Annotated in this window: 18 protein-coding genes; 15 read left to right on the top strand and 3 right to left on the bottom strand. The window is 45.6% G+C overall.

The window, feature by feature from the left end; genetic code table 11:
• Window positions 1-188: 188 nt before the first annotated feature.
• From QUA77_RS13175 to QUA77_RS13145, 7 genes are all read left to right on the top strand, one after another.
• Window positions 189-1,622: an ammonium transporter gene (locus QUA77_RS13175; protein WP_333039907.1), complete on the top strand. Its 1,434-nt coding sequence runs from the start codon at window positions 189-191 to the stop codon at window positions 1,620-1,622.
• Window positions 1,623-1,896: 274 nt separating this feature from the next.
• Window positions 1,897-3,105 (top strand): 4-hydroxy-3-methylbut-2-enyl diphosphate reductase, encoded by a 1,209-nt coding sequence (locus QUA77_RS13170; protein ID WP_333039909.1) that lies wholly within the window; start codon window positions 1,897-1,899, stop codon window positions 3,103-3,105.
• Between the two features lie 733 nt (window positions 3,106-3,838).
• A complete protein-coding gene (locus tag QUA77_RS13165; protein ID WP_333450477.1) occupies window positions 3,839-5,797 on the top strand; it encodes a CHASE3 domain-containing protein in 1,959 nt (652 codons plus the stop codon).
• Entirely contained in the window at window positions 5,760-6,221 is a 462-nt protein-coding gene (locus QUA77_RS13160) for a response regulator (protein WP_333039915.1), read from the top strand. Before QUA77_RS13165 ends, QUA77_RS13160 begins: the two co-directional genes overlap by 38 nt.
• A gap of 180 nt (window positions 6,222-6,401) precedes the next feature.
• Complete coding sequence (locus QUA77_RS13155) at window positions 6,402-7,877, top strand: ATP-binding protein (protein ID WP_333450476.1); 1,476 nt, start codon at window positions 6,402-6,404, stop codon at window positions 7,875-7,877.
• A 423-nt stretch (window positions 7,878-8,300) separates the two neighbouring features.
• Window positions 8,301-11,219: a PAS domain-containing protein gene (locus tag QUA77_RS13150; RefSeq protein WP_333450475.1), complete on the top strand. Its 2,919-nt coding sequence runs from the start codon at window positions 8,301-8,303 to the stop codon at window positions 11,217-11,219.
• Between the two features lie 346 nt (window positions 11,220-11,565).
• On the top strand, window positions 11,566-12,063 hold the full coding sequence (locus QUA77_RS13145) for a hypothetical protein (RefSeq protein ID WP_333039921.1): 498 nt from the start codon (window positions 11,566-11,568) through the stop codon (window positions 12,061-12,063).
• Window positions 12,064-12,128: 65 nt separating this feature from the next.
• On the opposite strand, the gene QUA77_RS13140 is transcribed toward QUA77_RS13145, so the two are convergent.
• From QUA77_RS13140 to QUA77_RS13130, 3 genes are all read right to left on the bottom strand, one after another.
• Window positions 12,129-12,494 (bottom strand): response regulator transcription factor, encoded by a 366-nt coding sequence (locus tag QUA77_RS13140; RefSeq protein WP_039886668.1) that lies wholly within the window; start codon window positions 12,492-12,494, stop codon window positions 12,129-12,131.
• A 322-nt stretch (window positions 12,495-12,816) separates the two neighbouring features.
• Window positions 12,817-15,153 carry a polysaccharide biosynthesis tyrosine autokinase gene (locus QUA77_RS13135; RefSeq protein ID WP_333183001.1) on the bottom strand — a complete coding sequence of 779 codons (2,337 nt, stop codon included), beginning with the start codon at window positions 15,151-15,153 and terminating at the stop codon, window positions 12,817-12,819.
• A gap of 135 nt (window positions 15,154-15,288) precedes the next feature.
• Window positions 15,289-16,761 carry a polysaccharide biosynthesis/export family protein gene (locus QUA77_RS13130; protein WP_333450471.1) on the bottom strand — a complete coding sequence of 491 codons (1,473 nt, stop codon included), beginning with the start codon at window positions 16,759-16,761 and terminating at the stop codon, window positions 15,289-15,291.
• Window positions 16,762-16,966: 205 nt separating this feature from the next.
• Between QUA77_RS13130 and QUA77_RS13125 the strand changes: the two genes are divergently transcribed.
• From QUA77_RS13125 to QUA77_RS13090, 8 genes are all read left to right on the top strand, one after another.
• The gene (locus QUA77_RS13125) at window positions 16,967-18,388 is read left to right on the top strand and encodes an O-antigen ligase family protein (protein ID WP_333450469.1); all 1,422 of its coding nucleotides are present in this window, start codon (window positions 16,967-16,969) and stop codon (window positions 18,386-18,388) included.
• Window positions 18,389-18,643: 255 nt separating this feature from the next.
• Window positions 18,644-19,981, top strand: coding sequence for a flippase (locus tag QUA77_RS13120; RefSeq protein WP_333039930.1), 1,338 nt, complete (start codon window positions 18,644-18,646; stop codon window positions 19,979-19,981).
• Window positions 19,978-21,195 (top strand): hypothetical protein, encoded by a 1,218-nt coding sequence (locus QUA77_RS13115; protein WP_333450467.1) that lies wholly within the window; start codon window positions 19,978-19,980, stop codon window positions 21,193-21,195. The genes QUA77_RS13120 and QUA77_RS13115 overlap by 4 nt, the downstream gene beginning before the upstream one ends.
• A gap of 19 nt (window positions 21,196-21,214) precedes the next feature.
• Window positions 21,215-22,156, top strand: coding sequence for a glycosyltransferase family 2 protein (locus tag QUA77_RS13110; RefSeq protein WP_333039934.1), 942 nt, complete (start codon window positions 21,215-21,217; stop codon window positions 22,154-22,156).
• Window positions 22,157-22,180: 24 nt separating this feature from the next.
• The gene (locus QUA77_RS13105) at window positions 22,181-23,434 is read left to right on the top strand and encodes a glycosyltransferase family 4 protein (RefSeq protein ID WP_333039936.1); all 1,254 of its coding nucleotides are present in this window, start codon (window positions 22,181-22,183) and stop codon (window positions 23,432-23,434) included.
• A 62-nt stretch (window positions 23,435-23,496) separates the two neighbouring features.
• The gene (locus QUA77_RS13100; protein ID WP_333039939.1) at window positions 23,497-24,405 is read left to right on the top strand and encodes a glycosyltransferase family 2 protein; all 909 of its coding nucleotides are present in this window, start codon (window positions 23,497-23,499) and stop codon (window positions 24,403-24,405) included.
• Window position 24,406: 1 nt separating this feature from the next.
• Window positions 24,407-25,567 carry a glycosyltransferase family 4 protein gene (locus tag QUA77_RS13095; protein WP_333450464.1) on the top strand — a complete coding sequence of 387 codons (1,161 nt, stop codon included), beginning with the start codon at window positions 24,407-24,409 and terminating at the stop codon, window positions 25,565-25,567.
• Window positions 25,568-25,667: 100 nt separating this feature from the next.
• A complete protein-coding gene (locus QUA77_RS13090; protein ID WP_333039942.1) occupies window positions 25,668-26,897 on the top strand; it encodes a glycosyltransferase in 1,230 nt (409 codons plus the stop codon).

Genomic DNA, 26,897 nt, shown 5'->3' with positions numbered 1-26,897 from the left:
GGTTGACGAATTTAGATGAGTCCGGCTATACGAAGTCGGGGGGTTGAGGATTGGGGAATTATCTATTGAAGATTTGTTCCGCTAAAACAGGGACTTAAAACCAAATAACTATTGCATCTAAAATCCTCGCGTCTAAAATCGGCTCGGTCTTCCCTGAAAATTGCTGAGTATGAGAAGGTACAACTAACGTGATCAAAAAAAGTTTAACGATCGGCATCATCGCCCTGTGGCTGTTAAGCGTACCGCTGACGGACAATGCCTTAGCTCAAGATGCTGCTGGTACTGCTGCTGCGGTGGCGCCGAATCCGATCGACACCGGCGATACGGCCTGGATGTTGGTCTCCTCAGCACTGGTGCTGTTAATGACACCAGGGCTGGCATTTTTTTACGGGGGACTGGTGCGATCGCGCAACGTCCTCAACACCATGATGATGAGCTTAGTCATGATGGGAGTTATCGGCGTCACCTGGACGCTGTGGGGCTACAGTTTGGCCTTTGACGTTTCCACTCCAGCGTCCGAAGGCTTTGGTCAAGGGATCGAAAGCTTCATCGGCGGCTTCGACTGGATGTTCTTGAACAAGGTCACGGCGGACACACCAGATCCGATCGGCTACGCACCGACAATACCCCACCAAGTCTTCATGGTTTACCAGATGATGTTCGCCATCATCACTCCAGCCTTGATTTCCGGGGCGATCGTCGAACGGGTAACATTTAAAACCTATTTCTGGTTCGTGCTGCTGTGGTCTACCTTCATCTACTCTCCTTTAGCTCACTGGGTTTGGGGTAGAGGCTGGCTGCAGGCGATCGGATCTCTGGACTTTGCCGGCGGCACAGTGGTACACATTAGTTCCGGTGTTTCTGCGGTTGTCGCAGCTTGGATGATCGGGCCCCGCAAAGACCACTTGAACAAGCCCCACACCCCCCACAACGTACCCTACGTCTTGCTGGGAATTGGCCTGTTGTGGTTCGGCTGGTGTGGCTTCAACGGCGGTAGCGCTTTGGGAGCTGGTTCTTTAGCAGCAGTGGCTTTTGTCACCACGATGATTTCTGCAGCAGCCGGCGGTTTAACTTGGACAATTGTGGAATGGGTGCTCAGAGGCAAACCGACAGCAGTGGGAATTGCTAGCGGTTTCCTCGCGGGATTGGTGGGAATCACACCTGCGGCTGGATTCGTACTTCCAGTGGGGGCGCTTTTGATCGGATCGATCACTTCGGTTGCCTGCTTCTTTGCCGTTAGTTTCCGGGCTAAGCTAGGATTTGACGACTCTTTGGATACCTTCCCGATTCACGGCGTCGGCGGAACTATAGGCGCGATTCTGACAGGCGTGTTTGCGACTAAAGCGGTTAATGCTGCCGGAAATGACGGGCTGTTTGCGGGGAATCCGGGGCTAATCGTGACCCAGTTTATAGGCGTTGTAGTTACTTACGTGTTTGCGGCTGTCGGCACTTTTGTGATCCTGAAAATTTTGGGGCAGTTTATGGAACTGCGAGTGCCGTCATCTGCTGAAGACCAAGGTTTGGATATCGGCGAGCATGGGGAAGAAGCTTACGGTGAGGATTTTGCCGGGGGTTTCAGTTCGTTTGAATCGAGTTCTCCTTTTGCGCCTAAGAAGATTTGAAAATAGCCTAAGACTGACGCACTCAAGCCTGTGAAACCCAGTTCCTTTGGAGATTTATCGACTCCCAACCCCGATTTTTCTAATAAACCGGATTTCTTTGCGGGATTTTGTGCAGAAGAAGGTTTGAATCTGTGATTGGCAGTCAGAGTCAATAATAGTAGTTGGGTTGCCCCGTTTTGCAATTGTTGCAGGCGGGGTTTTCAAATTTGAGATGAGAATTCTCCAATGGTTCTAAAATCAAAGGTAATTAACCTAGATTTCAACTCGATACCGCATGGATACTAAAGCTTTTAAAAGATCGCTCCAACAGTCTGAAAACTACCACCGCAAGGGTTTTGGACACGAAGCTGAGGTAGCTGGGGTAATGCAGACGGCTTATCAAAGCAGTCTGATCCAGCAAATTCGCGACAATAATTACAGGCTAGAGCGCGGCGCAGTTACGATCCGGCTGGCTCAGGCTTTTGGCTTTTGCTGGGGGGTGGAACGCGCTGTAGCTATTGCTTACGAGACTCGCCAGCATTTCCCAACCGAACGGATTTGGATTACTAATGAGATTATTCACAATCCGTCTGTCAATCAGCATTTGCGGGATATGGAAGTTGGTTTTATTTCTGTTGAGAAGGGACAGAAAGATTTTTCGGTTGTCGATAGCGGCGATGTGGTAATTTTACCAGCTTTTGGAGCAAGCGTCCAAGAAATGCAGTTGCTTAATGATAAGGGCTGCAAGATTGTTGATACTACTTGTCCTTGGGTTTCTAAGGTTTGGAATACTGTTGAAAAGCACAAAAAGAGGAATTATACTTCGATTATTCACGGTCAATACAAGCATGAGGAAACTGTTGCTACGAGTTCTTTTGCTGATAAGTATTTGATTGTATTGAATTTCCAGGAAGCTGAATATGTCAGCAATTATATCTTGCATGGGGGCGACCGCGATGAATTTCTTGCTAAATTTAGCAAGGCTTGTTCTGCTGGTTTTGACCCAGATGTGGATTTGGAAAGTGTTGGTATTGCCAACCAAACTACTATGCTCAAAACTGAGACAGAGAACATTGGCAAGTTATTTGAAAAAACGATGATGCGGAAGTTTGGGCCTGAAAATTTGAACGACCATTTTCAGAGTTTTAATACTATCTGCGATGCAACTCAGGAACGCCAAGATGCTATGTTGAGTTTGGTTGAGGAAAAGTTGGATTTGATGCTGGTGATTGGCGGTTTTAATTCTTCTAATACTACGCATTTGCAGGAAATTGCGATCGACAAAACTGTTCCTTCTTATCACATTGATTGTGCGGAGCGCATCTTACCCGGAAATCGGATCGAACACAAGCCTTTGGGGGCCGATTTGGTTGTAACTGAAGGTTGGCTACCGGATGGTAAAATTGTAGTCGGCGTGACTTCGGGTGCTTCTACGCCTGATAAGGTGGTTGAAGATGCGATCGATCGCATTTTCGCGATGAAAGCAGCGGCTGCGATTGTGTAATTATATTGTTTCGGCACTGCACTCGGAAGCATATTTTTCTCAGTGCAGGGCGAGTATTTCTTTGCGAGTGCGATCGAGCGTCTCGCTCGCAAAAAGAAAGATATAATTCTGATGTTAAACTAACTTCAACGCATTAATTCTCTGCAATTACCCGATCGCTCGCATTTTTGATTTCTGATACTATTCACCCGCGTCATCGCCTCTGTGAATTTCTCCCTGCCTCCAACAGATTATTTTTTAATTAATATATTAAAATTTCGCCTTTTTTTTGGTGGTAAAAAGCTTGACTTGGCTAGTTTGACAAGGTATTATTTAATAATGGAAACAGTAGCATAAATTAAATTTATGTCACTACTCCAATTATCTAAAATATACCCCAAAAATCAACTGAAGTCAATACGTAAAAACTCTTTTCTTTGCGCCACAATTTCAAACTGCCCAAGGAAAACGAACGATACAAAACTCGATACAAAAAAGGCGAATAAAGCTTTGCAGGCTATCCTAGATTGTGTGGCGTTTGCCTGAATCACGAGAGGCAAGAGATCGATTTATGCCATCTCCGACTTAAGAGGGATGCGAGGAGGAGCGAGGCTAAACTAAACACAAGATAGATCGCACATTTGAGCCTTAAATTTATAGGTTTTAGTCGCCGTTTCTGACCGCGCTAAAAATTCGGATAGTCTTAATCCAGCTAAAATAAAAGAAAAAGCAGGACTCGCGTGCCGAGTATTTCATGAAACAATCCCTGACTCGCCAAATCACCGCAGGTATCGGAATGGTCGTGGCGCTGCTAATTTTCAATGCGGCAACTTCCTACCGCAACACTCTCAAGTTAATCGAAAACGAACGGTGGGTGAGTCACACTCACCAAGTTTTAACCGAACTCGAAGCTACGCTTTCCACGTTAAAAGATGCTGAAACCGGACAGCGCGGTTATTTGCTGACGGGAGAACAACGGTATTTAGAACCGTATTACAGCGCGATCGCCCGCATCAATCAGCAAGTAGTCGGATTGCGGCAGCTAACGGCTGACAATAAGCGGCAGCAACAGCGCCTTCGCGATTTGGAAATTGCGATCGACTCTAAATTAGCCGAACTTGAAAAAACCATCAATCTGCGACGCCAACAAAACTTAGAAGCAGCCCTGCGGCGAGTAAAATCCGGTAGGGGAAAGCAAATCATGGGCGACATTCGGCAGCAGATAGCCACCATGACTGCGGAAGAAACTCAGCTATTGCAGCAGCGCGCCCGAGAATCTCAAACGAGCGCTACTTTGACAATCGTGACTTTTACCGTTGCTGCTTTAGTAAATTTCCTGTTGATGGTGGTGGTTTACTATTTGGTGAAGCGCGATCAAACTTTGCGCGACAATGCCGAAATCAAGCAAAATCAACTGTTAGAACAGCTAGAACACGATCGCCACTCTCTACAATTAAGCGAAGAACGTTTCCGCCGCGCCATTATCGAGGCACCGCTGCCAATTATGCTGCACGCTGAAAACGGAGAAGTTTTGCAAATTAACTGCGCTTGGACAGAACTATCAGGGTACGAATACTCAGAAATTCCCACCATTGAAGATTGGACAGAAAAAGCTTACCACAGCCGCAAATCCCTAGTGCAAGCAGATATTGATCGGCTGCACAAATTAAACGCCCGCATCTCTGAAGGCGAATATATGATTGCCACAGCCAGTGGCGAAAGTCGAATTTGGGACTTTTATTCCGCACCTTTAGGCCAGCTTTGCGACGGCAGAAGTTTAGTAATTAGTACCGCCATTGACGTAACTGCGCGCAAACAAGCAGAAGCGGAAATTCGGATGCTCAACGCTACCTTAGAACGGCGAGTAGAACTCCGCACCAATCAACTTCAAGCAGCTAACGAAGAATTAGAAGCTTTCGCCTATACCGTAGCCCACGATTTGCGTGCCCCCCTGCGGGGAATGCAAGGATTGGCTGAAGCTTTATTAGAAGATTACCGTGACCTCCTCGACGAACTCGGTCAAGAATACGCCCAGCAAATTGTTAATTCTGGCCAACAACTAGAAGAATTAATCCAAGATTTGCTAGCTTACAGCCGCCTGAGCCGCACTGATTTATCGCTGCAAGTTTTAGACTTAGAATCAGTTGTGGCCGAGGCAATTGCTATGGTAAAAGCTGATGCTAAATCCAGGCACGCTCAAATCAGTGTTCGATCGCCCTTTCCTGCGGTAATTGCCCACCGCGTTACTTTAGTTCAAGTAATCGCCAATCTGCTCACCAATGCTATAAAATTTGTGGAAGGCACACCACCCCAAGTGCAGATATGGGCCGAGGAACTTAAGCTGCCTCAAGAGGGAGAGACAGACAGGGATATAGCGCGAGAATTGGAAAGGCAAACTGTGGGACAGTGGGAACATTCCCAGTTACTTATGGCCACCCCTCTAGTCCCAGTCGGCCTCATCCGTCTTTGGGTAGAAGACAACGGCATCGGTATTGCTCCGGAACATCAAAAACGCATTTTTCGGGTTTTTGAACGCTTGCACGGTATCGAATCTTACCCCGGAACTGGTATAGGATTAGCTATTGTAAAAAAAGGAGTTGATCGCATGGGCGGTCAAGTTGGAGTGGAATCTCAATTAGGAAAAGGCAGTCGATTTTGGATACAACTGAGGAAGCATGACCCAAACGCAGACGATTTTGCTGGTGGAAGATAACCCCGTTGATATTCTATTGATGCAGCGGGCATTTCGCAATGAGACTTTTGCTAATACTTCGCTGCAAATTGTCCGAGATGGAGATGCAGCGGTTTTTTATTTAAATGGGGACGGAGAATACAGCGATCGCGATCGCTATCCTTTGCCTGCGATAATTTTACTGGATTTGAAATTGCCCAGGCGATCCGGTCACGAAGTTCTAGTTTGGCTGAGGCAGCAGCCGGAACTAAAACGCTTGCCCGTGGTTATGCTTACTTCTTCTAGGCAAACACCTGATGTCAAGCGAGCTTACGATTTAGGGGTAAATTCTTATTTGGTTAAACCAGTCGGGTTTGCTTCTTTATTAGAAATGATGCAGAGTTTTAACGAGTATTGGCTCAACTATACCGAACTGCCGGAACCTAGAGAATTTTCTGGTTTGTAGTGGCGGTTTCCCGGTTTTTCTTCCTGGTTTCCTCGTTACCAGACTCTTCCTGGGAACGAGGAAATTAAGTTTCTAGTCAGGAAGCCAGCTTTCTATCATCTTAAAGGGGCAACCTCCAACATTTTTATTATTAGTGATTGAGCGGCACTCTAGCTAACAGCCCAATTATAAATTATTAAAGTGGTACACATTCTGGTAATTGACGACAACCCAACGGATCGGCTGCTCGTCAAACGCGAGTTAGAGCGACAATTCTCGCAAGTGCAAATAACAGAAATTTCCGACGATACATTATTGGGGGAAGCACTGAATCGAGGCGGATTCCATCTGGTAATTACCGATTACCAACTACGCTGGACGAACGGTATAGATGTGCTTAAAACTATCAAAGCCCGTTATCCAGAATGCCCGATTGTAATGTTTACGAATACTGGCAACGAAGAAATTGCTGTAGAGGCGATGAAATCCGGATTGGACGACTACATTATCAAGTCGCCGAAGCACTATGTCCGCCTGTGCGTTGCGGTTCGCGGCGTACTCGATAGAGTTGCCGCCTGGGAACGAGTCGCCCGACTAGAAAATCAACTTAATTCTCTGCTAGAACGCTTAAATGTCGGAGTTTTTCGAGCGACTTCCGAGGGGAAGCTTTTGGAAAGCAATCAAGCTTTTTTGCGCTTGTTTGATGCCAGCAATTTAGCAGATGTCCAAGGGATTTATTTGCAGCAATTATTTTTGCAACCGGTAGATTCCGGGGAGTCTCGGTGTCAAAATCTGGAAATTACATTTCCTTTGGCAGACGGTCGAGTAAAATGGATTCGGTTTAATCAATATGTGTACAGCGCAGAAGGTGAAAGTACGATCGACGGATTGGTGGAAGATATTACGGAACTCAAGCAAGCTGAACTTGCTTTGCGCGAATTTAATGAAACTTTGGAAGAGCGGGTGAGAGAGCGTACTGCTGAATTAGAAGAAGTTAATGCACAGCTCGAATCGTTTACCTATTCAGTTTCTCACGACTTGCGCGCTCCTCTGCGGGGAATTTCGTTTTTTGCTGAAATGTTGCTTAAAGAGAAAGCCAGCGAGTTGGAGGCTACCGCACAGGATTACTTGTATCGGATTAATGACGCTGCAAGTCTGATGAATACTTTAATCGAAAATTTGCTAGAGTACAGCCGCCTCAGCAAAGCTAACTTGCCGCTAAAAGCAGTGTCTCTTAATTTAATTGTGGCTAGCTCGATCGCGCAACTAGAGGCGGAAATTGCTCAAAGACAAGCTCGGATAACGGTTGTTGAACCGCTACCTACTGTGTTAGCCCATCCTGCTACGCTGCTGCAAGTCTTGGCTAACTTGCTCTCCAATGCTATTAAGTTCGTGCAGCCTGGGATAGAGCCGCAGGTGCGAGTTTATGCAGAAGCTGAGGAGGAATATATCTGTCTTTGGGTAGAAGACAACGGGATTGGTATTGCAGAGAAATTTCAAGAGAGAATTTTTGGGTTGTTCGATCGCCTGCACGGTCAAGAAGTGTATCCAGGGACGGGAATTGGGCTGGCGATCGCTCGCAAAGGAGTCGATCGGATGGGGGGTGCGATCGGGCTGAAATCGACTTTGGGAATAGGTACCCGCTTCTGGGTAAAATTACGCAAGTGCGAGAGTTGAGGAAGCAAGTTCGGCAACGCGCAGTGAATCGGGATTTAAAAAAGATGAGGTTCTACGCAAGAGAGTTTTAACAGCAATATTCTGCTGTAGCTGACAGAATCAATCAACGCGCTTCTTCACACCAGCACACAGAATAAACAAGTAGTATAGTGAGAGTTAACGGAGATATTGCACCGTTCCCGGCTGAGCAGGCTTTCCGATCAGTTCTACAACCACTTAATTAATTTGCTTGTGGGCGATGCTCCTAAAATGCTGGTTGAGTATATTACAGGCTGTAAAATATAATATAAATACAAGTAACTACCATAAACTTATTGGCAAGTCTAATTAACCAGCCAAGTGCATATTTAAATTGTCGAGATTGCTTAATAACATATTGTTAAAATTAATAATGTATGCGCCAATACAAAAACTAAAAGCCCAATGGTGTCTATTCTGTTAATCGACGACAACCCAAATGATCGCCTGATGATCGATCGAGAACTGAGGAAAAGTTTTTCCGATTTAGAAATTAAATCGGTTATTGATATCCAAACTCTCGAACAAGTCCTGGCAGTCGGGGGTTTTGATATAGTAATTACCGACTACCAACTGCACTGGAGCGACGGATTAACTATTCTCCACAAAGTTCACAGCCGCTACCCAAATTGTCCGGTAATTATGTGTACTGACAGCGGCAGCGAACAAGTGGCAGTCGAAGCTATGAAAGCCGGCTTAAGCGATTACGTGTTCAAAGGGCGGTACTTAAAGCGGCTGGCGGGGGCCGTGGGCGAAAGCTTGAAAAAACAGCAGTTGCGCGAGAACTACGCGAAAACGTCGGCGCAGTTGGCAATTTCGGAGGAAAGGCTGAGATTGGCGATCGAAGCCTCGAAAATGGGAACTTGGGATTGGAATGTATTAACTGGCGAGGTCGTTTGGTCGGAGGGACACGAACTGTTATTCGGGTTGGAAAAAGGCAGTTTTCCGGGAACTTACGAAGCGTTTTTTGCCTGCATTCACCCGGATGACCAGGCCTCGATCGCCGACGCTGTTGCCTTTGCTTTAGAAAACAAAACAGAATACAAGTACGAATTTAGAGTTTTTTGGCCAGACGGCAGCTTGCACTGGATCGCGGGTAGGGGCAAGTTTTTTGATGATGATACAGGTAAATCGGTGCGCTCGATCGGCGTGGTTTGGGATATTACGGAGCGCAAATTATCGGAAGCGAGGGTGCAAGAAAGCGAGGAAAACTTGCGCTTTGCCCTAGAAGCAGCTAGCATGATCGCTTTTACCTGGGATTTGGCATCGGGGGAAGTCCGCCGTTCGTCCAATGCCGAAACACAGATGGGTTTGGGACCAGACAGCACCTTTGGTACTTTTGAGCAAAAAAAGAATGCGGTGCATCCAGAAGACCGTGAAAGGTTTTTGGCAGATGTGGATGCCGCATTCAGGGGCACGGGAGTTTACGAGTCGGAATACCGCAAAGTGCGACCCGACGGCTCAGTGATTTGGCTTCACGACAAAGGGCGAGTGGTTTTTGACGCATCCGGTACACCCCTTCGGCTGTCCGGCGTGGCGATCGACATTACGGAGCGCAAACAGTTAGAATACGACCGCGCGCGCGCGTTGGCCCGGGAGCGATCTTATTTGCGCCGCCTGCAAAAGTTAACCTCGGCGTCAGTGGCTATCAACTCAACGCTGTCGGTGGCAGAAATACTTCAGTTAGCTGCCGATAGCGCCCGCCAAATTCTGGAAGTCCACCAGGTAGCCGTCAACCTCAACCCTGCCGCCAACTGGGATGCGGGAATTAGCAAGTTTTCGATGTCAGAAAAATACGCCGCGTGGCAAGATTACTGCGAAGAGCCAGACGGTACGGGCATTTACCAACAAGTTTGGCAGCACCAACAGGCGATGCGAATGACTCAAAGCGAGTTAGAGGCTCACCCGGCTTGGCGGGGGTTCGGCAAGGCTGCGGGGAAGCACCCGCCGATGCGGGGCTGGCTGGCTGTACCGCTGACGACTCGGGACGGCAGAAATCTGGGATTGATTCAGTTGTCGGACAAGTATGAGGGGGAGTTTGCCGAAGATGATGAAACTATTTTAATGCAGTTGGCTCAGGCGGTGTCGGGGGCGATCGACAATGCCCGACTTTACGAGGAATCTCAGCAGGCAAATCGCATGAAAGATGAGTTTTTGGCAACTCTTTCTCATGAGTTGCGATCGCCCTTAAACGCGATTTTGGGCTGGGCGCAACTTCTGCAGCAACGCAGTTTGAGTCCGGCTGCTACTGGGCGGGCTTTAGAAACGATCGAGCGAAATGCTAAATTGCAAACTCAATTGATTGATGATTTGCTGGATATTTCGAGAATTATTCGCGGCAAGTTGACGTTGAATCCTTGTGCGGTAAATTTGATTTCGATGGTGGAAGCAGCGGTGAATACTGTGCGGTTGGCTGCCGATGCTAAGTCGATCGATTTGCGGTTTGCAATTGGAGATTTGGGCTTGGAGACTGCTGAATTTTCCGAAATTGGGAAGGTTCCTGGGAATCCTGAATCTCAATTAAATCAGAAATTTTGGGTATCAGGAGACCCCGGCCGCTTGCAGCAAGTGATTTGGAATTTGCTGACGAATGCGATTAAGTTTACGCCGCGCGGGGGGCGAGTTGAAATCCGGCTTTCGAGAGTTGATTCGGATGTTGAGTTGGCTGTTACCGACACGGGAATTGGGGTTGCACCGAATTTTTTGCCTTACGTGTTTGAGTCTTTCCGCCAAGCGGATGCTACGATTACTCGCAATTATAGCGGTTTGGGGCTGGGTCTGGCGATCGTCCGGCAGTTGGTAGAACTCCACGGTGGCACGGTTTGGGCCCAGAGTCCGGGACTGGATATGGGATCGACTTTTAGTTTCCGTCTCCCTGCGATGCAGGTAAATTCGATCGCCGACGAGGAAGCGCAGGTTTTTGCTGGCGCTGGTAATTTACTGGGAGTTAAGGTTTTGCTGGTTGATGACGAGGTTGATTCGCGGGAATTTATGAAGTTTGTCTTGGCAGATGCCGGGGCTGCTGTCATGGCTGCATCATCTGCTGCTGAGGCGTTTGAGGTGGCTTCGCAGTTTAGCCCGGATATTGTGGTCAGCGATATCGGAATGCCGGAGGAAGATGGCTATTCGCTGCTACGAAGGCTGCGTTCTTTGAACACGCAGACAGGGAATTTTTGGGCGATCGCTCTGACGGCTTATGCTAGGGATGAAGACCGCGATCGTGCTTTTGCTGCGGGTTTCGATCGACATCTCTCTAAACCTGTGCAACCGGATGTCTTAGTAGAGACTATAGTCCAGTTGAGGCCGCAAGGGCTAACAACCTAAAAAATTATCTTAATAATTGGGAATTGGTAATTGGAAATTGGTCAATAGGAATTGGGAATTGTGTTTTTAGTGACGACTTTAATCCTCGTAAAACTCGCTCGTACTTGCCTTCCTCACTACAAATCTATAATGCTGATTATATTGGACACGACCTGATTAACCCGACTGGATATCGACGGAAATCGCTCAACTGAGAAATATAAAAATTTGTATTTTTCAAACTTTTAAAATTCTGCTTGTGGGGATTTGTTTCGAGTTCGCCTAAAATATGCAATTTCTATGCCGATTAGGTGATTGGTTTGTGTTAATATGCTAAAATATCCAACAACCACGCGGTAATAATTAGGTGGACAAACTTCAGACAGATATAGAAGCAATTTACTCTCAAATTGAGGAATTGCGCCTGGAACGCCAGCAGCTTAGTATTGCCGATGTTGTCCCATCCGGTGATTCCCCCCAAGCGATCGCCGATGCTTATCGGCGTCACGCGAGGGAAACAGCACAAGTGTCGGCCGAAGTCAAGGGTATAGATGACGCGATCGCTGCTCTGTCTGCTCAACTGAGTCAGAAACAGCAGCAGTCGGTAAAGTTGCAAAGAATCACTCCGATGGAGGAGCAAGTTGAAGAAGGAAGATTGCTCGCTCAGGGACACGCGGAACGGATTAATGAACTGGCGGCGGAACTGGCGGCGGAAGTGAAGGGACTCAAAGCTATCGCCGACCAAATTAGTCCCAGCTACTGGCAGGTTTATTACAAGCCTTTTATTACTGGTTTTAAGAGTATTTCTGTTCCCTACGTGCGATCGGACGGGGATGTTTGGACTATTGTCAATCGAGTAGTTTAGAGAGGCTGCGGGAGCAGAAATAATCAGCGCTCAAGACAATTTTTTCCTGTCCCTATTCCTCAACCTCAACCTCGCAGCAATTGCTTAATAGTGCCGACCAATTCCTGTGGGTGAAATGGCTTGGCGATGTAAGCGTCGGCTCCTTGTTTCATTCCCCAATAGCGATCGAACTCTTCGCTTTTGCTCGAACACATTACCACCGGCAAATTTTGGGTTTTAGGGTCGCTTTTGAGCCGGCGACAGACTTCGTAGCCGTTCATCCGGGGCATCACGATATCCAGAACGACTAAATCTGGGCGGTTAGCCTTGATCTGTTCTAGAGCTTCTACGCCATCACTCGCTACCGTGACGTTGAGTCCTCTACCTTTGAGCAAGTCGGCGATCATCTCCCGCAGAGTGACGCTATCATCAACAACCATAACTGTACTCATAGAATAATCCCTACCAAGTTTCTGGGTTGAAACGTTCTCATTAACGTTTACACTAACGTTCACCTTCAAAGGTGTCTTTTCCTGATTGAGATTGCGCTCTGCTAAATGTAGTTTACCCACTTTTGCTGATTTCTCAATCATTTTCTGAGTAATTACCGCAAAATTTAAAGATCCGCGCAATCTCGGTTGACACACGAGGCTATGTCCGTTAGTCTATCATTTTCTTTCTCAAATGGTACTATTATCAAAAAATGAGGGTATAGCTTGGTTGTGCGTTTCCGGTTGAGGACGGCGGCGCTCGGCCGCCTGCATCAACATTTGTCTACTTAGGATGTTTCGTACCTAAAGCCGAGAGTTTTTGGTCGTAGAGCGTGTCTAAAACAACCGGGCGCTGGCGGTAGCTGTGACCGGTGTTTTTGCAGCCATTAGCAACGATTCCCAAGACGGAAGCTCCAGAAATCTTTAATTCTTCTAAAACTTTGCGAACTTGCGATCGGTCTGTTTGCCCAATTTGGACGACCATAATCGTAGCGTCTGTGTGAGCTGCGATCAAGTGGGTGTCTGCCAAGCCTGCTAGTGGCGGGGTGTCATAAATTACTAAGTCAAAAAATGCTTGAAATTGCTCCATCAGATAGTGCATTTTTTTGGAAGAAAGAAGCTTGATCGGATCTGGGGGAATTTGGCCTGCGGTGAGTACGAACAAATTTTCTTGGTTCGGGGCTCGTTGAATCGCGTCGTTGAGACTGAGATCTGTGGAAATGGCATCGCCCAAGCCACGCACGTTTGGCAGTCCTAACTTCGCGTGCAGTTGCGGGCAGCGCAAATCTGCATCTACTAACAATACTCTCTGTCCGACGGCTGCTGCTGTGGCTGCCAGGTGCAAAGCTACTGTAGATTTGCCGTCTCCGGCTACGGCTGAGCCGACTAAGAGCGATCGAATTGCCGTGCCTGCACTGAGCAAGTGAATGTTCGTGTAGAGCGATCGAAATGCTTCTAAAAATTGATAGTCCAAGTCGCTTAAAATACTTGGTCCCCCGCTCATCGAACCAGTATCTCTAGGTTCGCCCAGTTCGACTACTTCCACTTTCGAGTTCGATCGAGCCGATGTTAGTTTTCTCTGTCTGGCTGGCGGTCTGCGCTTGACTTTTTTGGTAAACGGAATCACCCCGAGTATTGGCAATCTTGTGGCCATTCTCAGTGATTCTGGAGTGTGGAACACAGTATTTAGTACCTCTACAAGCAAGCCGACTGCTATGCCCAGCAGACTGCTTAAAATTACTGCCAGCGCTAACTGTTTTTTGGTTTGTTTGACCGTAGCTGTTATAGGCCTGCCAAATTTGTCTAGCGGAATTTCCGGAGGATTTATCAGCACCCAGGGTATTTGCTGCTGAGCCGCATCAATCCGCAAGGCTTCTCGTTTTGCCAAGAAGTCCGACAAACTCTTAGTAACTACTTGCAGTTCCCGCTGTAAATTGTCGTATTGTCGGGTTGTAACTGAAAAGTTTCTGATTTTTTGGTTGAGACCATTTTGCAAAGCAGTCATTTCGCGATCACGCGCTTCAACTTCTTTAATTTGGGTTTCTAAATTTCTCATCACCACTTCTCTTGCTTGTTGAGTGGCGGTTAAAACCAGTTCTTCCCGACTTTTTCGCAACGCTAAAACTGGCAAACTGTCTTCTCTGTACTGAGCTAATTTTAATGACAATTCCGAGTCTATTCTCTGAATTTGACCTAAGAGTGCGCCGTAAGCTTGTCCTTGGGTCATCAGCAGCCCTTGAGGATTATTTTCGTTGAGTAGTTTTTCATAGCTTTGGTAGAGGTTTCGCATCCCTTTTAGCTGAACTCTAATTTCTACTTGCTTACCCCGAATGCTTTGAACTTGTTCAGACAGAGATTTTCCCTCTATCTGAGGTTCAAACAAGTTGCTTTGCTGCCGCAGTCTTTGGACTTGCAGTTGCAGAACTTCCACTCTTTCTCGGAGCTTGGGCATCTCCGTATCTATAAATTTAATACCTTGATTAATGCCCATCAGCCGTTGCTGCAAGCTGTAATCTAGATAAGCTTTAGAAATTTTATTCAGTACGCTGTAAATTTTTTTTCGGTTTGAATCTTTGTAACGAACTTGTAAAATTTTTGTGCCTTGCTGTTTGCCATCTTTCGTGTAGCTGATGCGCTGGATCGACATTTTTGAGATCAGTTCGCTATAGTTCATTTTGGGATACGAAGCCCGCAATTCCTCAATCACTGGCTGCATCATTTTGGGACTTCGCAAAATCCTAATTTGGGTTTCGTAGTCTAGTAGGCTAATTCCTTCTATATTAATTCTTGCTAAGTCGGCAGCTTGGGTGTTGTTTAATTGTTTGGATTGCAAACCTTCAGCCGTGGCTGGTTCTACTAACAGGGAAAAAGAGCCTTCATACTCGACCGTTATGCTTTTAGAAGTGGCGACGATCGCTGTTCCTGCCAGGGCGCTCAAAGCTATCGTGGCTGCTGCCATGACCAGGAAGCGACGGCGCACGACGCCTAACAGCCAGGACAAGTCTAGCTTTTCTTCTTCTCTCTCCTCTACGAAGTGATCTCTGTAGTTCTGAGCAGATAACTCCGGCAGTTTGCCATTCGATTTGGGTGTGAAGGGTTGGTAATCTTGTCTGCTATCCATATTCAGCCAGGGTATTTTTGAGGTTGATGTTTTTGAGGTTGATATTTTTGAAGCGGCCAGGTCGCGGCTGGGTAATCTTATTGTTTCGTTTATTCTAGCCTTTGCCAGGAATTATCCACCTCACCCGCCGCCTTCTTACCTGAATAAAAATCGGAGAACGTTTATAAAATTTAACACTCCCGTAGCTGGCCCGACAGGTCCTATTACAGCGTTCATGCGATCGACAAAATTGACGAGCCCCCTGCGAGATACGATAATCATGTCGTTGTTGCGAAGTTGAGGATTGGTTTCTTCGTTAATTCCTTGAGTTAAATTGACTTCGATCGTCCGTTTAGTAGCTGTACCGTCGTTATTGAGGCGGACTAGCTCAACTTTATCCCTTCTAGCTCTGGTATTCTCGTAGCCAAAAAATCCTCTGGAAATTAAAGCTTGATTCAGTGTGGCATTAGCTGGGAGCCTCAAGGGATCGAGGGATGTTCGGAGTTCTCCTACTACAAAAACGTTAATGCCAGTGGGAGCAAAGTTAGTGTTCGCGAGCACACCAGCTTCTGCGGGGTTGACGATCGTTGCTTTGGGCACGATGATCGTGTCTCCCTCCTGGAGGATGGTATCTTGAGCGCCGTCGCCGGACTCTAGGAACTGCCACAGGTTGACTGGGATAATTTGTTCGCCTCTTCTGGTGACGCGCCGCACTTGGATTTGCCGGATGTCGGCATCGGAGGTGATGCCGCCGGCTAGCTGAATGGCCCGGATGACGGTGGGGAAACCTTCGCGGCTGAGGTCGTTTGTGGTGTTGCCACCGATGACGACGTAAGCCCCTGGGCGGGTGACTTGACCAACTATGGAGATCGATCGAGGTTTTTCTGGGGGTGGCGAAAAGTTTGCTGTCGCAAATTGACGAGCTTCTGCTTGGTTGAAGTTGGCGACTGTGGGAATCACGATTGTGTCTCTGTCTTGCAAAATGATGTCTTGAGAGATGTCTCCTTCTTGCAAGAATTTCCACAGGTTGACGTTGAGCACTTGATCGGGGCCGTCTCGTTGGGGACGGCGGACGCGGATGTTGCGGATGTCGGCGACACCCGTGACGCCTTCTGCGAGTCTGATCGCTTGGGTGACGGTGGGGTACTGGACACTCGGCGAGGCTCCCGGCCCGGGAGTTAGGGTAATAGTGAAGTTTCCGGGCCTGGTTACTTCTCCGATGACGCCGACGTTGAGGGGGCGGGCAGCGACGAGGCTGACTGTGACTATGGGGTCTTTGAGGACGCGGCGGTAGGCGTTGCGGATGATGTTGGTGGCTTCTACTAAGGTGCGGCCGCGGATGGAGACCAAGCCGATCAGGGGCAGGTTGACTGAACCGTCGGAAAGGACTTCGTAGCCGCGGCTGAGTTCGGGTACTTCGAGTATTTCTACTTGGATGCGATCGCCGCCGCCGAGTTTATAGCTTTCCGGCGCTCTCCTAACGGGCGGAACCGTCTGGGCTTGCTCTGCGCCTAGGGGGATGGGAAGTTGTGCCGGGGTGCTTCTGGCGTCAGCGATAACAGTGGAAGCAAACAAGACAACACCCACAACCGACGGGGCTATCTGTCTTGGAAAATGGGTGTTAACCATACACCACCTAATTTTATTGACTATGATTTATATAAGTGTAGCCTTTTGAGTGCGGGGCAAAAAGCTCATTATTTTAAGCTATCGCCGAAAAAAGGATGCTCTATTTTTGCTTTATCCCTAATTTCTGTGTTAGCGTGGTTGCGGGTTGACGGCTATATTTTATATCTATATAATTTGATATTGTTGGTGACAAAGGAAAGCAATTATGACTCAACCAGTGTCTATACCAAATATGGTGAAAGAGCTGATTTTAGGTACTTCTTCCTTGACATGGATGCTAATTGCTATAGTCGCGATAGTAACTCTACTATTATTTCAATTTGCTAGTTATAAAAAAGTAGGTCTGGCTTTAGAAAAAAGCTTTGCTGGTCTTTACATTTTTATCTCTCCATTTCTGACACAACCTCCTTTTAATTACTTGCATTTTGTTAACTTGAAAGATCCCGAAGGTGGTATCTTAAAACTCATACCTTATTTTTTTTACCCTTGGGTAGTATTAATTTTAACTTCAAGGGTTAAAGTTTTTAGTAGCAATTTTATAGAGATTTTTGCCAAAATATTGAGGATGAATCCTTTTTTTTTACTTTATACATTACTTCCATTACTATCTACATTATGGTCTCTAGTTCCTGAAGAAACGCTAAGAGCAGGGCTAGCTTTTTCAGGATTTACTGCTTTCGGGTTTTACATTGCAGCCCAATATAAATGGGAGGATTTATCTCGTTTTTGGCGCTGGGGATACACGGCAATCGGTTGGGCAAGTTTTGTAATGAAACCCCCTGGAGCAGGAGATTTTGTCGGCTTAACCCAATCTAAAAATTCTTTGGGGGGAGTCTTAGCTCTCTGTACGGCATTTTGGTATTTGCACTATTCTCAAGGAGCTAAAACTCAGAAAGAGCGCTGGATTGCTTTGGGAATGATGTTCTTTTCATTTTACCTAGTAAGGGCTAATAAATCGGGATCTGCTCTAGTGATTACTATCATATTAATAATTGCAGTGTCCTCACTAAATTTTTTAAAAAAATTAACTTTTCAGTGGGCATTTACTGCGATTATATGTTTCCTGGTCGTCAGCATAATTCTGACTGTTTTTGTAGTAGACAACCTAGAGGATATTATTGTAGGTGGGTTAGGCAAGGACTTGACTCTAACTGGGCGGACAGAATTCTGGCCGCAGTTAATGGCTGCGGTCAATCAGCGTCCCTGGTTTGGCTACGGATACGATGGATTTTTTCAACAAGATAAGTTAGGAGCGGGTACTCCTGCTTATTTTATTTATACTCCTAGTGGATTTCAACCTGAAAACCCTCACAATGGGGGGATTGGGATATTGTTAGCCTTCGGTTGGCCGGGATTAATTTTAATGATGACTTCCTTGCTGCTCAATTTAGCTTACGCAGTTCGGTATTTGAGTCGTAGCACGTTGGAAGGAGCAGGAATACCTATTTGTTTTCTAGTCTCTATTATTATGAGCAACATCACAGAAGGTTATATTATAGATATAGGAAATCCTTGGCTGAGTTACGTAATGTTGACGGTTCGACTTGCGATAGATAATGCTAACAATAGTTCTAACAGTAGCACCAGTAACCCTCAAAGGCGTTCTTTAGCTCGCACTGTCCATTGAAGTAACCTTTATTGGGCGGATCGTGGGTCAAGTTGGGGAGCATCTCCTATTTGTAAAAACACTTTTTCTGGCTCCTTCCTTCTTCCTCTTTCCTTCTGCCTCCTGCCTAAAAACTCGAATTTCTATGTCGGCTGCAAAAGTGAGATGTTCCCTCAAGTTGTGATATGTTGTTATAGGATCAACCAGTCTAATTTTGCGAGATTGCCGACCCTGCTAGAACCGCGTTTGTGTTTTGTAAAGATTTAAAATATTCTAATGCTAGATAAGTTAACTGCGGTCAGTCAAAGGCTCGGCCCTAATCTGCGCCAGGTACTCAGCAACATAGCTTGGCTGTTCACTGACCAAATCTTGCAGATGGGTCTAGGTCTGTTTGTGGGCCTTTGGGTGGCTCGCTATCTTGGTCCGACACAATTTGGATTGCTCAACTACGCGATCGCCTTTGTGTCGCTGTTTAGTTCGGTGGCAACGATGGGGTTGGGTACTCTGGTAGTGAGGAATATCGCTCGCGACCCAGAATGCAAAAATGAGACCCTGGGAACGGCCTTCGGACTGCAATTTACTGGTGGCTGCATCACTTTGTTGTTAACTGTCACCGTGATTGCGCTAGTCAAGCCCAACGACACTCTGACTCGGTGGCTGGTAGGTATCATCGCAGCAGGAACTATCTTTAATGCTTTTGAGGCTATCAATTTTTGGTTCCAGTCCCAAATCCAGTCAAAATATACAGTGTTTGCTAAAAATTCGGTATGTTTTTTAGTTGCTGCTGTCAGAATTGCGTTAGTAACAATTAAAGCCCCCCTGCTTGCCTTCGCCTGGGTTAGATTGACAGAGGTCGCATTGGTAGGAATCGCTTATGTATATTTTTATAAGCTTACGGGGAATAAAATTAAGGATTGGCACTTCAGTTGGGAAAAGTGTAAGGAACTGCTATCGGAGAGTTGGCCAATAATTTTGTCGGGATTTGCAGTTTATGTGTACTCAAAAACGGATCAGATAATGCTAGGTGCGATGAATAAAAATGCCGAACTGGGCTATTATGCTGCCGCTGTTAAAATTTCGGAAATCTGCGATTTTTTGCCGATGATCATATCCAGCTCTATTTTTCCCAAATTAGCGAACTTGAGAAAGACAAATTATGAAGAATATCTAAATAAATTTCAAATTTATTCTGATATAATGATATTTTTGTGGTTGGGAGTTGCCATACCGATATCATTACTTTCTCCCTGGATAGTGCATCTACTTTACGGTGACAAATATGCACAGTCAGCAGCGGTGCTTGGAATCTATGTTTGGGCGCAATTTGGCAGTAACTTTGGAGTAGCACGGAGCACATATTTAAACATAGAAGGTCAGTTGCGCTACGGTCTTTATTTGACTGTAGTCGGATCTACTTTAAATGTAGGGTTGAACTTTTTGCTGATTCCTAAGTATGGAGCTTTGGGAGCAACCACAGCTACTCTCATAACTTATTTTTACGTAATTATATTAGTCAATTTCTTGATTAAGGAATTGCGCCCATTCGCAACTTTCATCTGGCGCTCGCTTAACTTATACAAGGCAGCTTGTAGAATCAGAGGATTAGTAAAGTGATTCAAATTAAACCTAAAATCGAACAGCGCTCGAATTGCCCCTATTGCGACACTGAACTCAATGCAAAAAAAATTTTGTGGCAAGGGATACATATTGTTCTGGACTGTAAGTGCGCGGGATGTGGTAGCGAAATACTCGACGAGTTAAGAGTAGGTCATGGAGTCAGAAACTCTGTCCAAGTTGATACAAACAAAGGGGAAGTTTTTGCAAAATTTGCTAACATAAAAGAATGGCTAGGCAAACCATTACTCAATTCACTACAAAATCCTCACTCAGAAAAACTGGAGATTGTAAAAGAGATTTTTAAACCCAGCAAGCGGGTAATTATCTTAAACTGTATCGATCATCTTTATGGTCATTCCCTGCTGAAGTTGCTAAATGCACAAAGGCACTTAGAATGCAACTCGGACTTCGGGTTAGTTGTGATAGTTCCTAAGTTTCTAAGGTGGATGGTTCCTGATGAAGTTGCAGAAGTCTGGACAGTACCTATTTCTTTAAAAAATGGTCAAACTTACTATCCCAGCTTCGCCGAGTTTGTAGAGGAAGAAACTAAACGCTTTGATGAAATTTATGTCAGCGAAGCCCATTCTCATCCTAGCCAGTTTGACATCACGCGGTTTACTAGAGTTCCGAAACACAAATTTGAGGAGCCTGAAACAAGAATCACTTTTATTTGGCGGGAAGATCGTTTATTAGTTAACGGTTTGCTGTTCCGACTTCTGAAAAAGCTAAATCAACGAGAAAGGGCATTGCCATTGCAAAATTTAAAAATTCAGCAGTTATTTGAGAAAATTAGGTTGCAAGTACCTGAAGCAAAATTTGCAGTAGCTGGTTTGGGGACAAAAACTAAGTTTCCAGAATGGATTGAAGATTACAGAGTAGATAGTTTTAATGAAAAAGTTGAAAAGGAAATATGCCGTGTTTATTCACAAAGCCGCTTAGTAATTGGTCTTCACGGCTCTAATATGTTGCTACCTTCGGCTCATGCTGGTATGACAATTGATTTGATAGATGAGCGTTGGGGGAACTTTGCCCAAGATATTTTATACCAAGAACGTGACCCGAGAATGGCTAGTTTTCGCTATAGATTTTTGCCCTATCAGACTAGCAATGATACACTGGCATACATAGCGGCTGTGATGCTCCAGAAGTGGTTTAATTTTAAATCGCAGATGACTGCTGAGCTTGTTAATTCCGATGTTGAAGACTACTAGAAAAAGTAGAGTCGCATAAATGTTCAATTACCGAATCCAAACACCCGTCGCTTTTATCATCTTCAAACGTCCAGATACAACGGCTAAAGTATTTGAGGCAATTCGTCAGGCAAAACCTCCCAAATTGCTAGTAATTGCTGACGGCCCACGTCCAGATAGGCCTGGAGAAGATCAAGAATGTGCTGCTGCTAGAGCTATTATTGACCAAGTAGATTGGGACTGCGAAGTTTTGAAGAATTACGCAGACGTAAATCTCGGTTGTCGCCTGCGGGTTTCTAGCGGTATGAATTGGGTGTTTGATCAAGTGGAAGAGGCAATTATTCTTGAGGATGACTGTCTCCCTCATCCTACTTTTTTCCGCTTCGCTGAAGAATTGCTGGAGCGTTACCGAGACGATCAGCGGATTCTGTCAATCTCTGGTCAAAATGTTCAGTTTGGGCGAAAAAGAACTGATTATAGTTACTACTTTTCTCGCTATAATCACTGCTGGAGCTGGGCGAGTTGGAGGCGAGCTTGGCAGCATTATGATTTAGATATGAAGTTGTGGCCGGAAATTCGGGATGGTAATTTTTTGATGGATGTACTAGGAGACTCCCATGCTGTGAAAGTTTGGACAAATACTTTTCAGCTTTGTTATGAAAAAAAATTACAGAGTTGGGCTTTTCAGTGGACATTTGCTAGTTTTATTCAAAATGGTATGAATATTCTTGCAAATGTCAATTTAGCTTCTAATATCGGACATGGTGTAGGGGGAACTAATACGGAGGATGTCAACAGTCCTTATAGTAATATGCCTGTAGAAGCTATAACATTTCCCATGAAACACCCAGCCTTTGCCATTCGGGATGTGCAAGCAGATAATTTTACTGAAAACACTTTATATGATTACGATCCGCCCTTGCTAAGGAAGGTGCAAAAAAAAGTCAATAAACTTTTGAAAAAATCAGGCAAAGTCACCTAGAAATTTAGAGGAGAGGCAGGGGAAATGAAGGTTGTACTTCTCAATAGTTCTGATAGTGAAGGGGGGGCTGCCCGCGCCGCTTATCGACTGCACCAAGGTTTCCAGGGGATTGGTGTGTCTTCGCAAATGCTGGTAAAAAATAAGAGTAGTGCCGATCGCAATGTAATTTCGTCACAGAATAGTATTGCGAATAAGTTTGACAAGATTATTTCAACTTTATCTAACGCACCATTGCGGCTCTACCCTAAGAGAAACCCCGTTATATTTTCTACAGAAGTGCTGCCAGATGCTCTATCGAATCGAGTGGATATACTCGCTCCTGATATTATTAATTTACACTGGGTTTGTGGGGGCTATTTACAAGTAGAAAGTATTCCCAAGTTTAAGCAGCCCTTAGTTTGGACGCTGCATGATATGTGGCCTTTTACAGGTGGCTGTCACTATAGTGAAGATTGCAATCGCTACACTCAATCTTGTGGTAGTTGTCCGCAACTTCACAGTAATAAAGATTCGGATTTGTCGCGGTGGGTGTGGCAGCGGAAAGCTAAAGCTTGGGATAAGCTTAACCTAACTTTGGTTAGCCCTAGTGTTTGGTTAGCGAAATGCGCTCATTCTAGTTCTTTATTCAAAGATTTTCGAGTTGAAATAATTCCTAATGGCATCAATACTCAAAAGTACAAACCCATAAATCGTCACTGGGCGCGAGAAATCCTGAATTTACCTCAAGATAAACAAATTGTACTCTTTGGAGGTGCAAGTGGAACAGGCGATCGCTGGAAAGGATTTAACTTGCTCGTACCCGCTTTACAAAGCCTCAGTAAATCAGGCTGGAAAGATCGGATAGAGTTGCTGGTTTTTGGCTCTTCTCAACCCGAAAACCCCATTGAACTGGGTTTTAAAACTCACTATTTGGGGAAACTCGCAGATGATATTTCCCTAGCAACGGTTTATGCAGCAGCAGATATTTTTGTCGCCCCTTCCGTGATAGATAACTTGCCCAATACAGTCATGGAAGCCCTTGCTTGTGGCATCCCCAGTGCCGCATTTAATATTGGGGGACTGCCCGATCTGATCGAACACTGCTCCAATGGCTATTTAGCTAAACCTTATGAAACAGAAGACTTAGCGCGAGGAATTGCTTGGGTTTTAGAAGATCCCCATCGGCATCAAAAACTTTGTATTCGCGCCCGCCAGAAAGTGGAACAAGAATTTACTTTAGACATACAAGCAAATCGCTATTTGTCTGTTTTTAACGATCTTGTGTCCACTCCAAAGTAAAAATCAGATTTTACGTAGTAAATTTTACCGGGCTATCGCTAAAAGCCACCAAATTGCTAATAATGAACCGTACTAAAATCGCCGCCCTTTTAACTTGCTTCAACCGCAAAGAGAAAACATTAGCTTGCTTAGAGGCTCTTTTTAAGCAGGCACTTCCAGCCGATGTTGATATTTTAGCCTATTTAGTCGATGACGCCAGTACCGATGGCACCAGCGAGGCAGTTCGTCAAATCTATCCTCAAGTCAATATTTTTTCCGGCGATGGTAACTTATTTTGGAACGGGGGAATGCGTGGGGCTTTCACCGAAGCAATGAAAGATGATCCCGACTACTACCTATGGTTAAATGATGACACTCTTATTTATCGAGACACCGTAAGTGTCTTGCTAGAAACAAGTCAAAAATTATTAGAAAAAGGAGAAACCAAAGCCATCATTGGCGGTTCTACCTGCGACCCCGAAACGGGTCAAACAACATACGGAGGTGTTGTGCGAAATAACCCTTTGCACCCCTTCCGATATGGTATCCTCGAACCAACAAAAGAGCCTCAGATGTGCGATACTATGCACGGCAACTGCGTATTAATTCCCCGCAGCGTTGTGCAAAAGGTCGGCAACCTCGATCCAGCTTTTGTCCATTATATTGGCGATTGGGATTATGGTTTACGAGCCAGACAGAAAGGATGTACAGTTTGGATTGCTCCTGGCTATTTAGGAACTTGTTCTCTCAACCCCCAGGTGACTAAAACGGCTGCTGATAATTTAAGTGAAGGATTGGATAAAATGAGTAAACCCAAAGGTTTATCCTTCAAAGATACTACCCTGCAACCGGCTCAAGAGTGGAAAGTATTTACTCAGCGGCATGGTGGCTGGTTGTGGCCAATTTATTGGCTGCTACCTTATCGCAGGTTAGTTTGGCTTTCAGTGTTGAGTAAACTGGGATTGACTAAAAACAAAACTCAAGGTGAATAGGATGGTTGATAGAAATGAACTCCGCATTGCTTGGCTTGTCCCGGAAGTGGAACTGGGAGCTTACTGGCAGCCTGTTTTGAGGGAATTTACAAAAATTTTTAAGAATACTGTATTTTATACTGGTCGTGTTTGGTCTGGGTTCGATCCTACGCTGCCGGGAGCATCGGCAATTCAGTTGGTAGGGGAGACTACATTTGTCGAGACGGAAAAGATAGAAACAGGATACGATCGCGGATTCATTGTAGTATCGCCTAGTATTATCGGCTATTTACTAAAATTTAGACCTCACGTGGTCTTTCCCCAAGCTTTCTCTTTGTGGACTGTAATTGTTGCGTTTTTAAAACCGCTACTGAGGTGGAAAATTGCGATTATTTACGATGGTAGTTCCCCAAATACAGACTTTCGAGATTCCAGTTTTAGGACATTTGTGCGCCGCATTCTTGTGCGGTTTGCAGATGCTTTTGTTGCCAATAGCAATGCGGGTAAAAAATATCTAATAGAAGTTCTCAACGTACCGGAGGATAAAATTTTTACCCGAACCTATCTCGTACCTGATGCGGGAGCTTTGCTGAAACGATTAGATCAAACTCAGCCACCCAACTTGCAGTTAAAACGCCCGATTTTTCTGTATGTAGGGCGCATAACGGCGAGAAAGGGAATTAAAACGCTTTTAGAAGCTTGCGCTATTCTTAAAAGTCTAGGTTATGTTGATTATTCGCTGTTAATTATTGGCAAGGGAGATCAGCGGGAAGAACTGGAAGCATTTATTAAAGAGTGCGATTTTGAAGATCAAGTCATGTGGGCGGGATGGGTGGAATATGGAAATTTAGGTGCTTATTTTCAGCAAGCTGATATTTTTGTGTTTCCTACTTTTGAGGATGTCTGGGGTATGGTTGTACCCGAAGCGATGGTGTTGGGAAAACCAGTATTGTGTTCAAATGGTGCAGCTTCCTGTGAGTTAATTATTTCAGGCGATAACGGTTATATTTTCGACCCTAGCAGTGCTCAAGACTTAGCGGCTCAAATGCAAATTTTTCTAGATGATCCTGATTTGATTGAGTCGATGGGAGAGCGTTCACGACAGATAATTTCTCAAAAAACTCCCGAAACAGCAGCTAAAGCTTACGTCGAAGTTACATCTTTTTTGATGGAGAATAGGTGAAGCAAGTTCGGCAACGGATGAGTGTAAAGGATTTAACGGAGAGAGGGAAGAGGGAAGAGGGAAAATTTAGCAATTACCAATTAGCAATTACCAATTAGCCATGAAAGTTTTATTATCTGCGTTTGCTTGCGAACCGAATCTCGGCTCCGAAGAGGGGGTAGGATGGAATACTGTTATCCAATCTGCTAAACATCACGAAAGTTGGGTGTTTACTCGCACGTTTTGTCGATCGTACATTGAAGCAGAACTAGAGCGGAACCCAGTGCCAAACCTGCACTTTGTTTATTTTGATCCGTTTGGGTGGAGCGAAGATTGGAAGGGGAAACAAGGATTGCTGCAACTTCACTACTATCTGTGGCAAATCTGGGCTTATTTTATCGCTCGGAAGCTCGATCGCGAAATTGGTTTTGACATAGTACATCACGTAACTTATGTCAAACATTGGTCTCCAAGTTTCTTGGCGCTGTTGCCGCATCCTTTTATTTGGGGGCCGGTGGGGGGTGCAGAAGCAGCACCAAAGGCTTTTTGGCAAGATTTTAGCCGCCGGGGAAAAATTTACGAAACGCTGCGGGCATTGGCTCAAAGGCTAGGAGAACGCGATCCGTTTGTGGGTCTGACGGCGCGTCGCAGTGCCGTGGCGCTGGCGACTACGGAAGAAACCGCAGCCAGACTCCGATTTCTCAAAGCAAAAAACGTGAAGATTTTCTCACAAGTCGGTTTGTCGCAGCAGGAAATTCAAGAACTAGAGCAATTTCCTACCCCGCCTGAGCAACCAATTAGATTCATCAGTGTTGGTCGTCTCTTACATTGGAAAGGGGTGCACTTGGGACTCCGTGCATTTGCGGAGGCGAAGCTGGAACAATCGGAATACTGGATTGTCGGAGACGGCCCGGAAAGGGAGCGTTTGGAAGCTTTGGCCACAGAATTGGGACTGGCAAATAAAGTATTTTTTTGGGGAACTTTATCTCGCACTGAAACTCTTTCTAAAATGGGGGAGTCTCACGTTCTCCTCCATCCGAGTTTGCATGACTCTGGTGGTTTTGTTTGCACGGAAATGATGGGGGTTGGTCGTCCCACGATTTGTTTGGATTTGGGGGGACCGGCTACTCAAGTGACGGCTCAAACGGGGATTAAAGTGGCTGCTACTGACCCCGATCGCACTGTGCAAGGTCTAGCAGAAGCTATAGTGTGTTTAGCCCAAGATCGTGAATTGCGAGATCGCTTGGGTCGAGCGGGTCAAACGCGCGTCAGGGAAATCTATGATTGGGATGTTAAAGGTTTATTCTTTGCCCAATTGTGCGAAGATGTATTCGATGGAAAATCAGGATAA

The sequence above is a fragment of the Microcoleus sp. K5-D4 genome (assembly GCF_036704575.1).
In the GTDB taxonomy this organism is placed as follows: Bacteria; Cyanobacteriota; Cyanobacteriia; order Cyanobacteriales; family Microcoleaceae; genus Microcoleus.
This window is presented reverse-complemented; position numbering and strand designations above follow the sequence as displayed.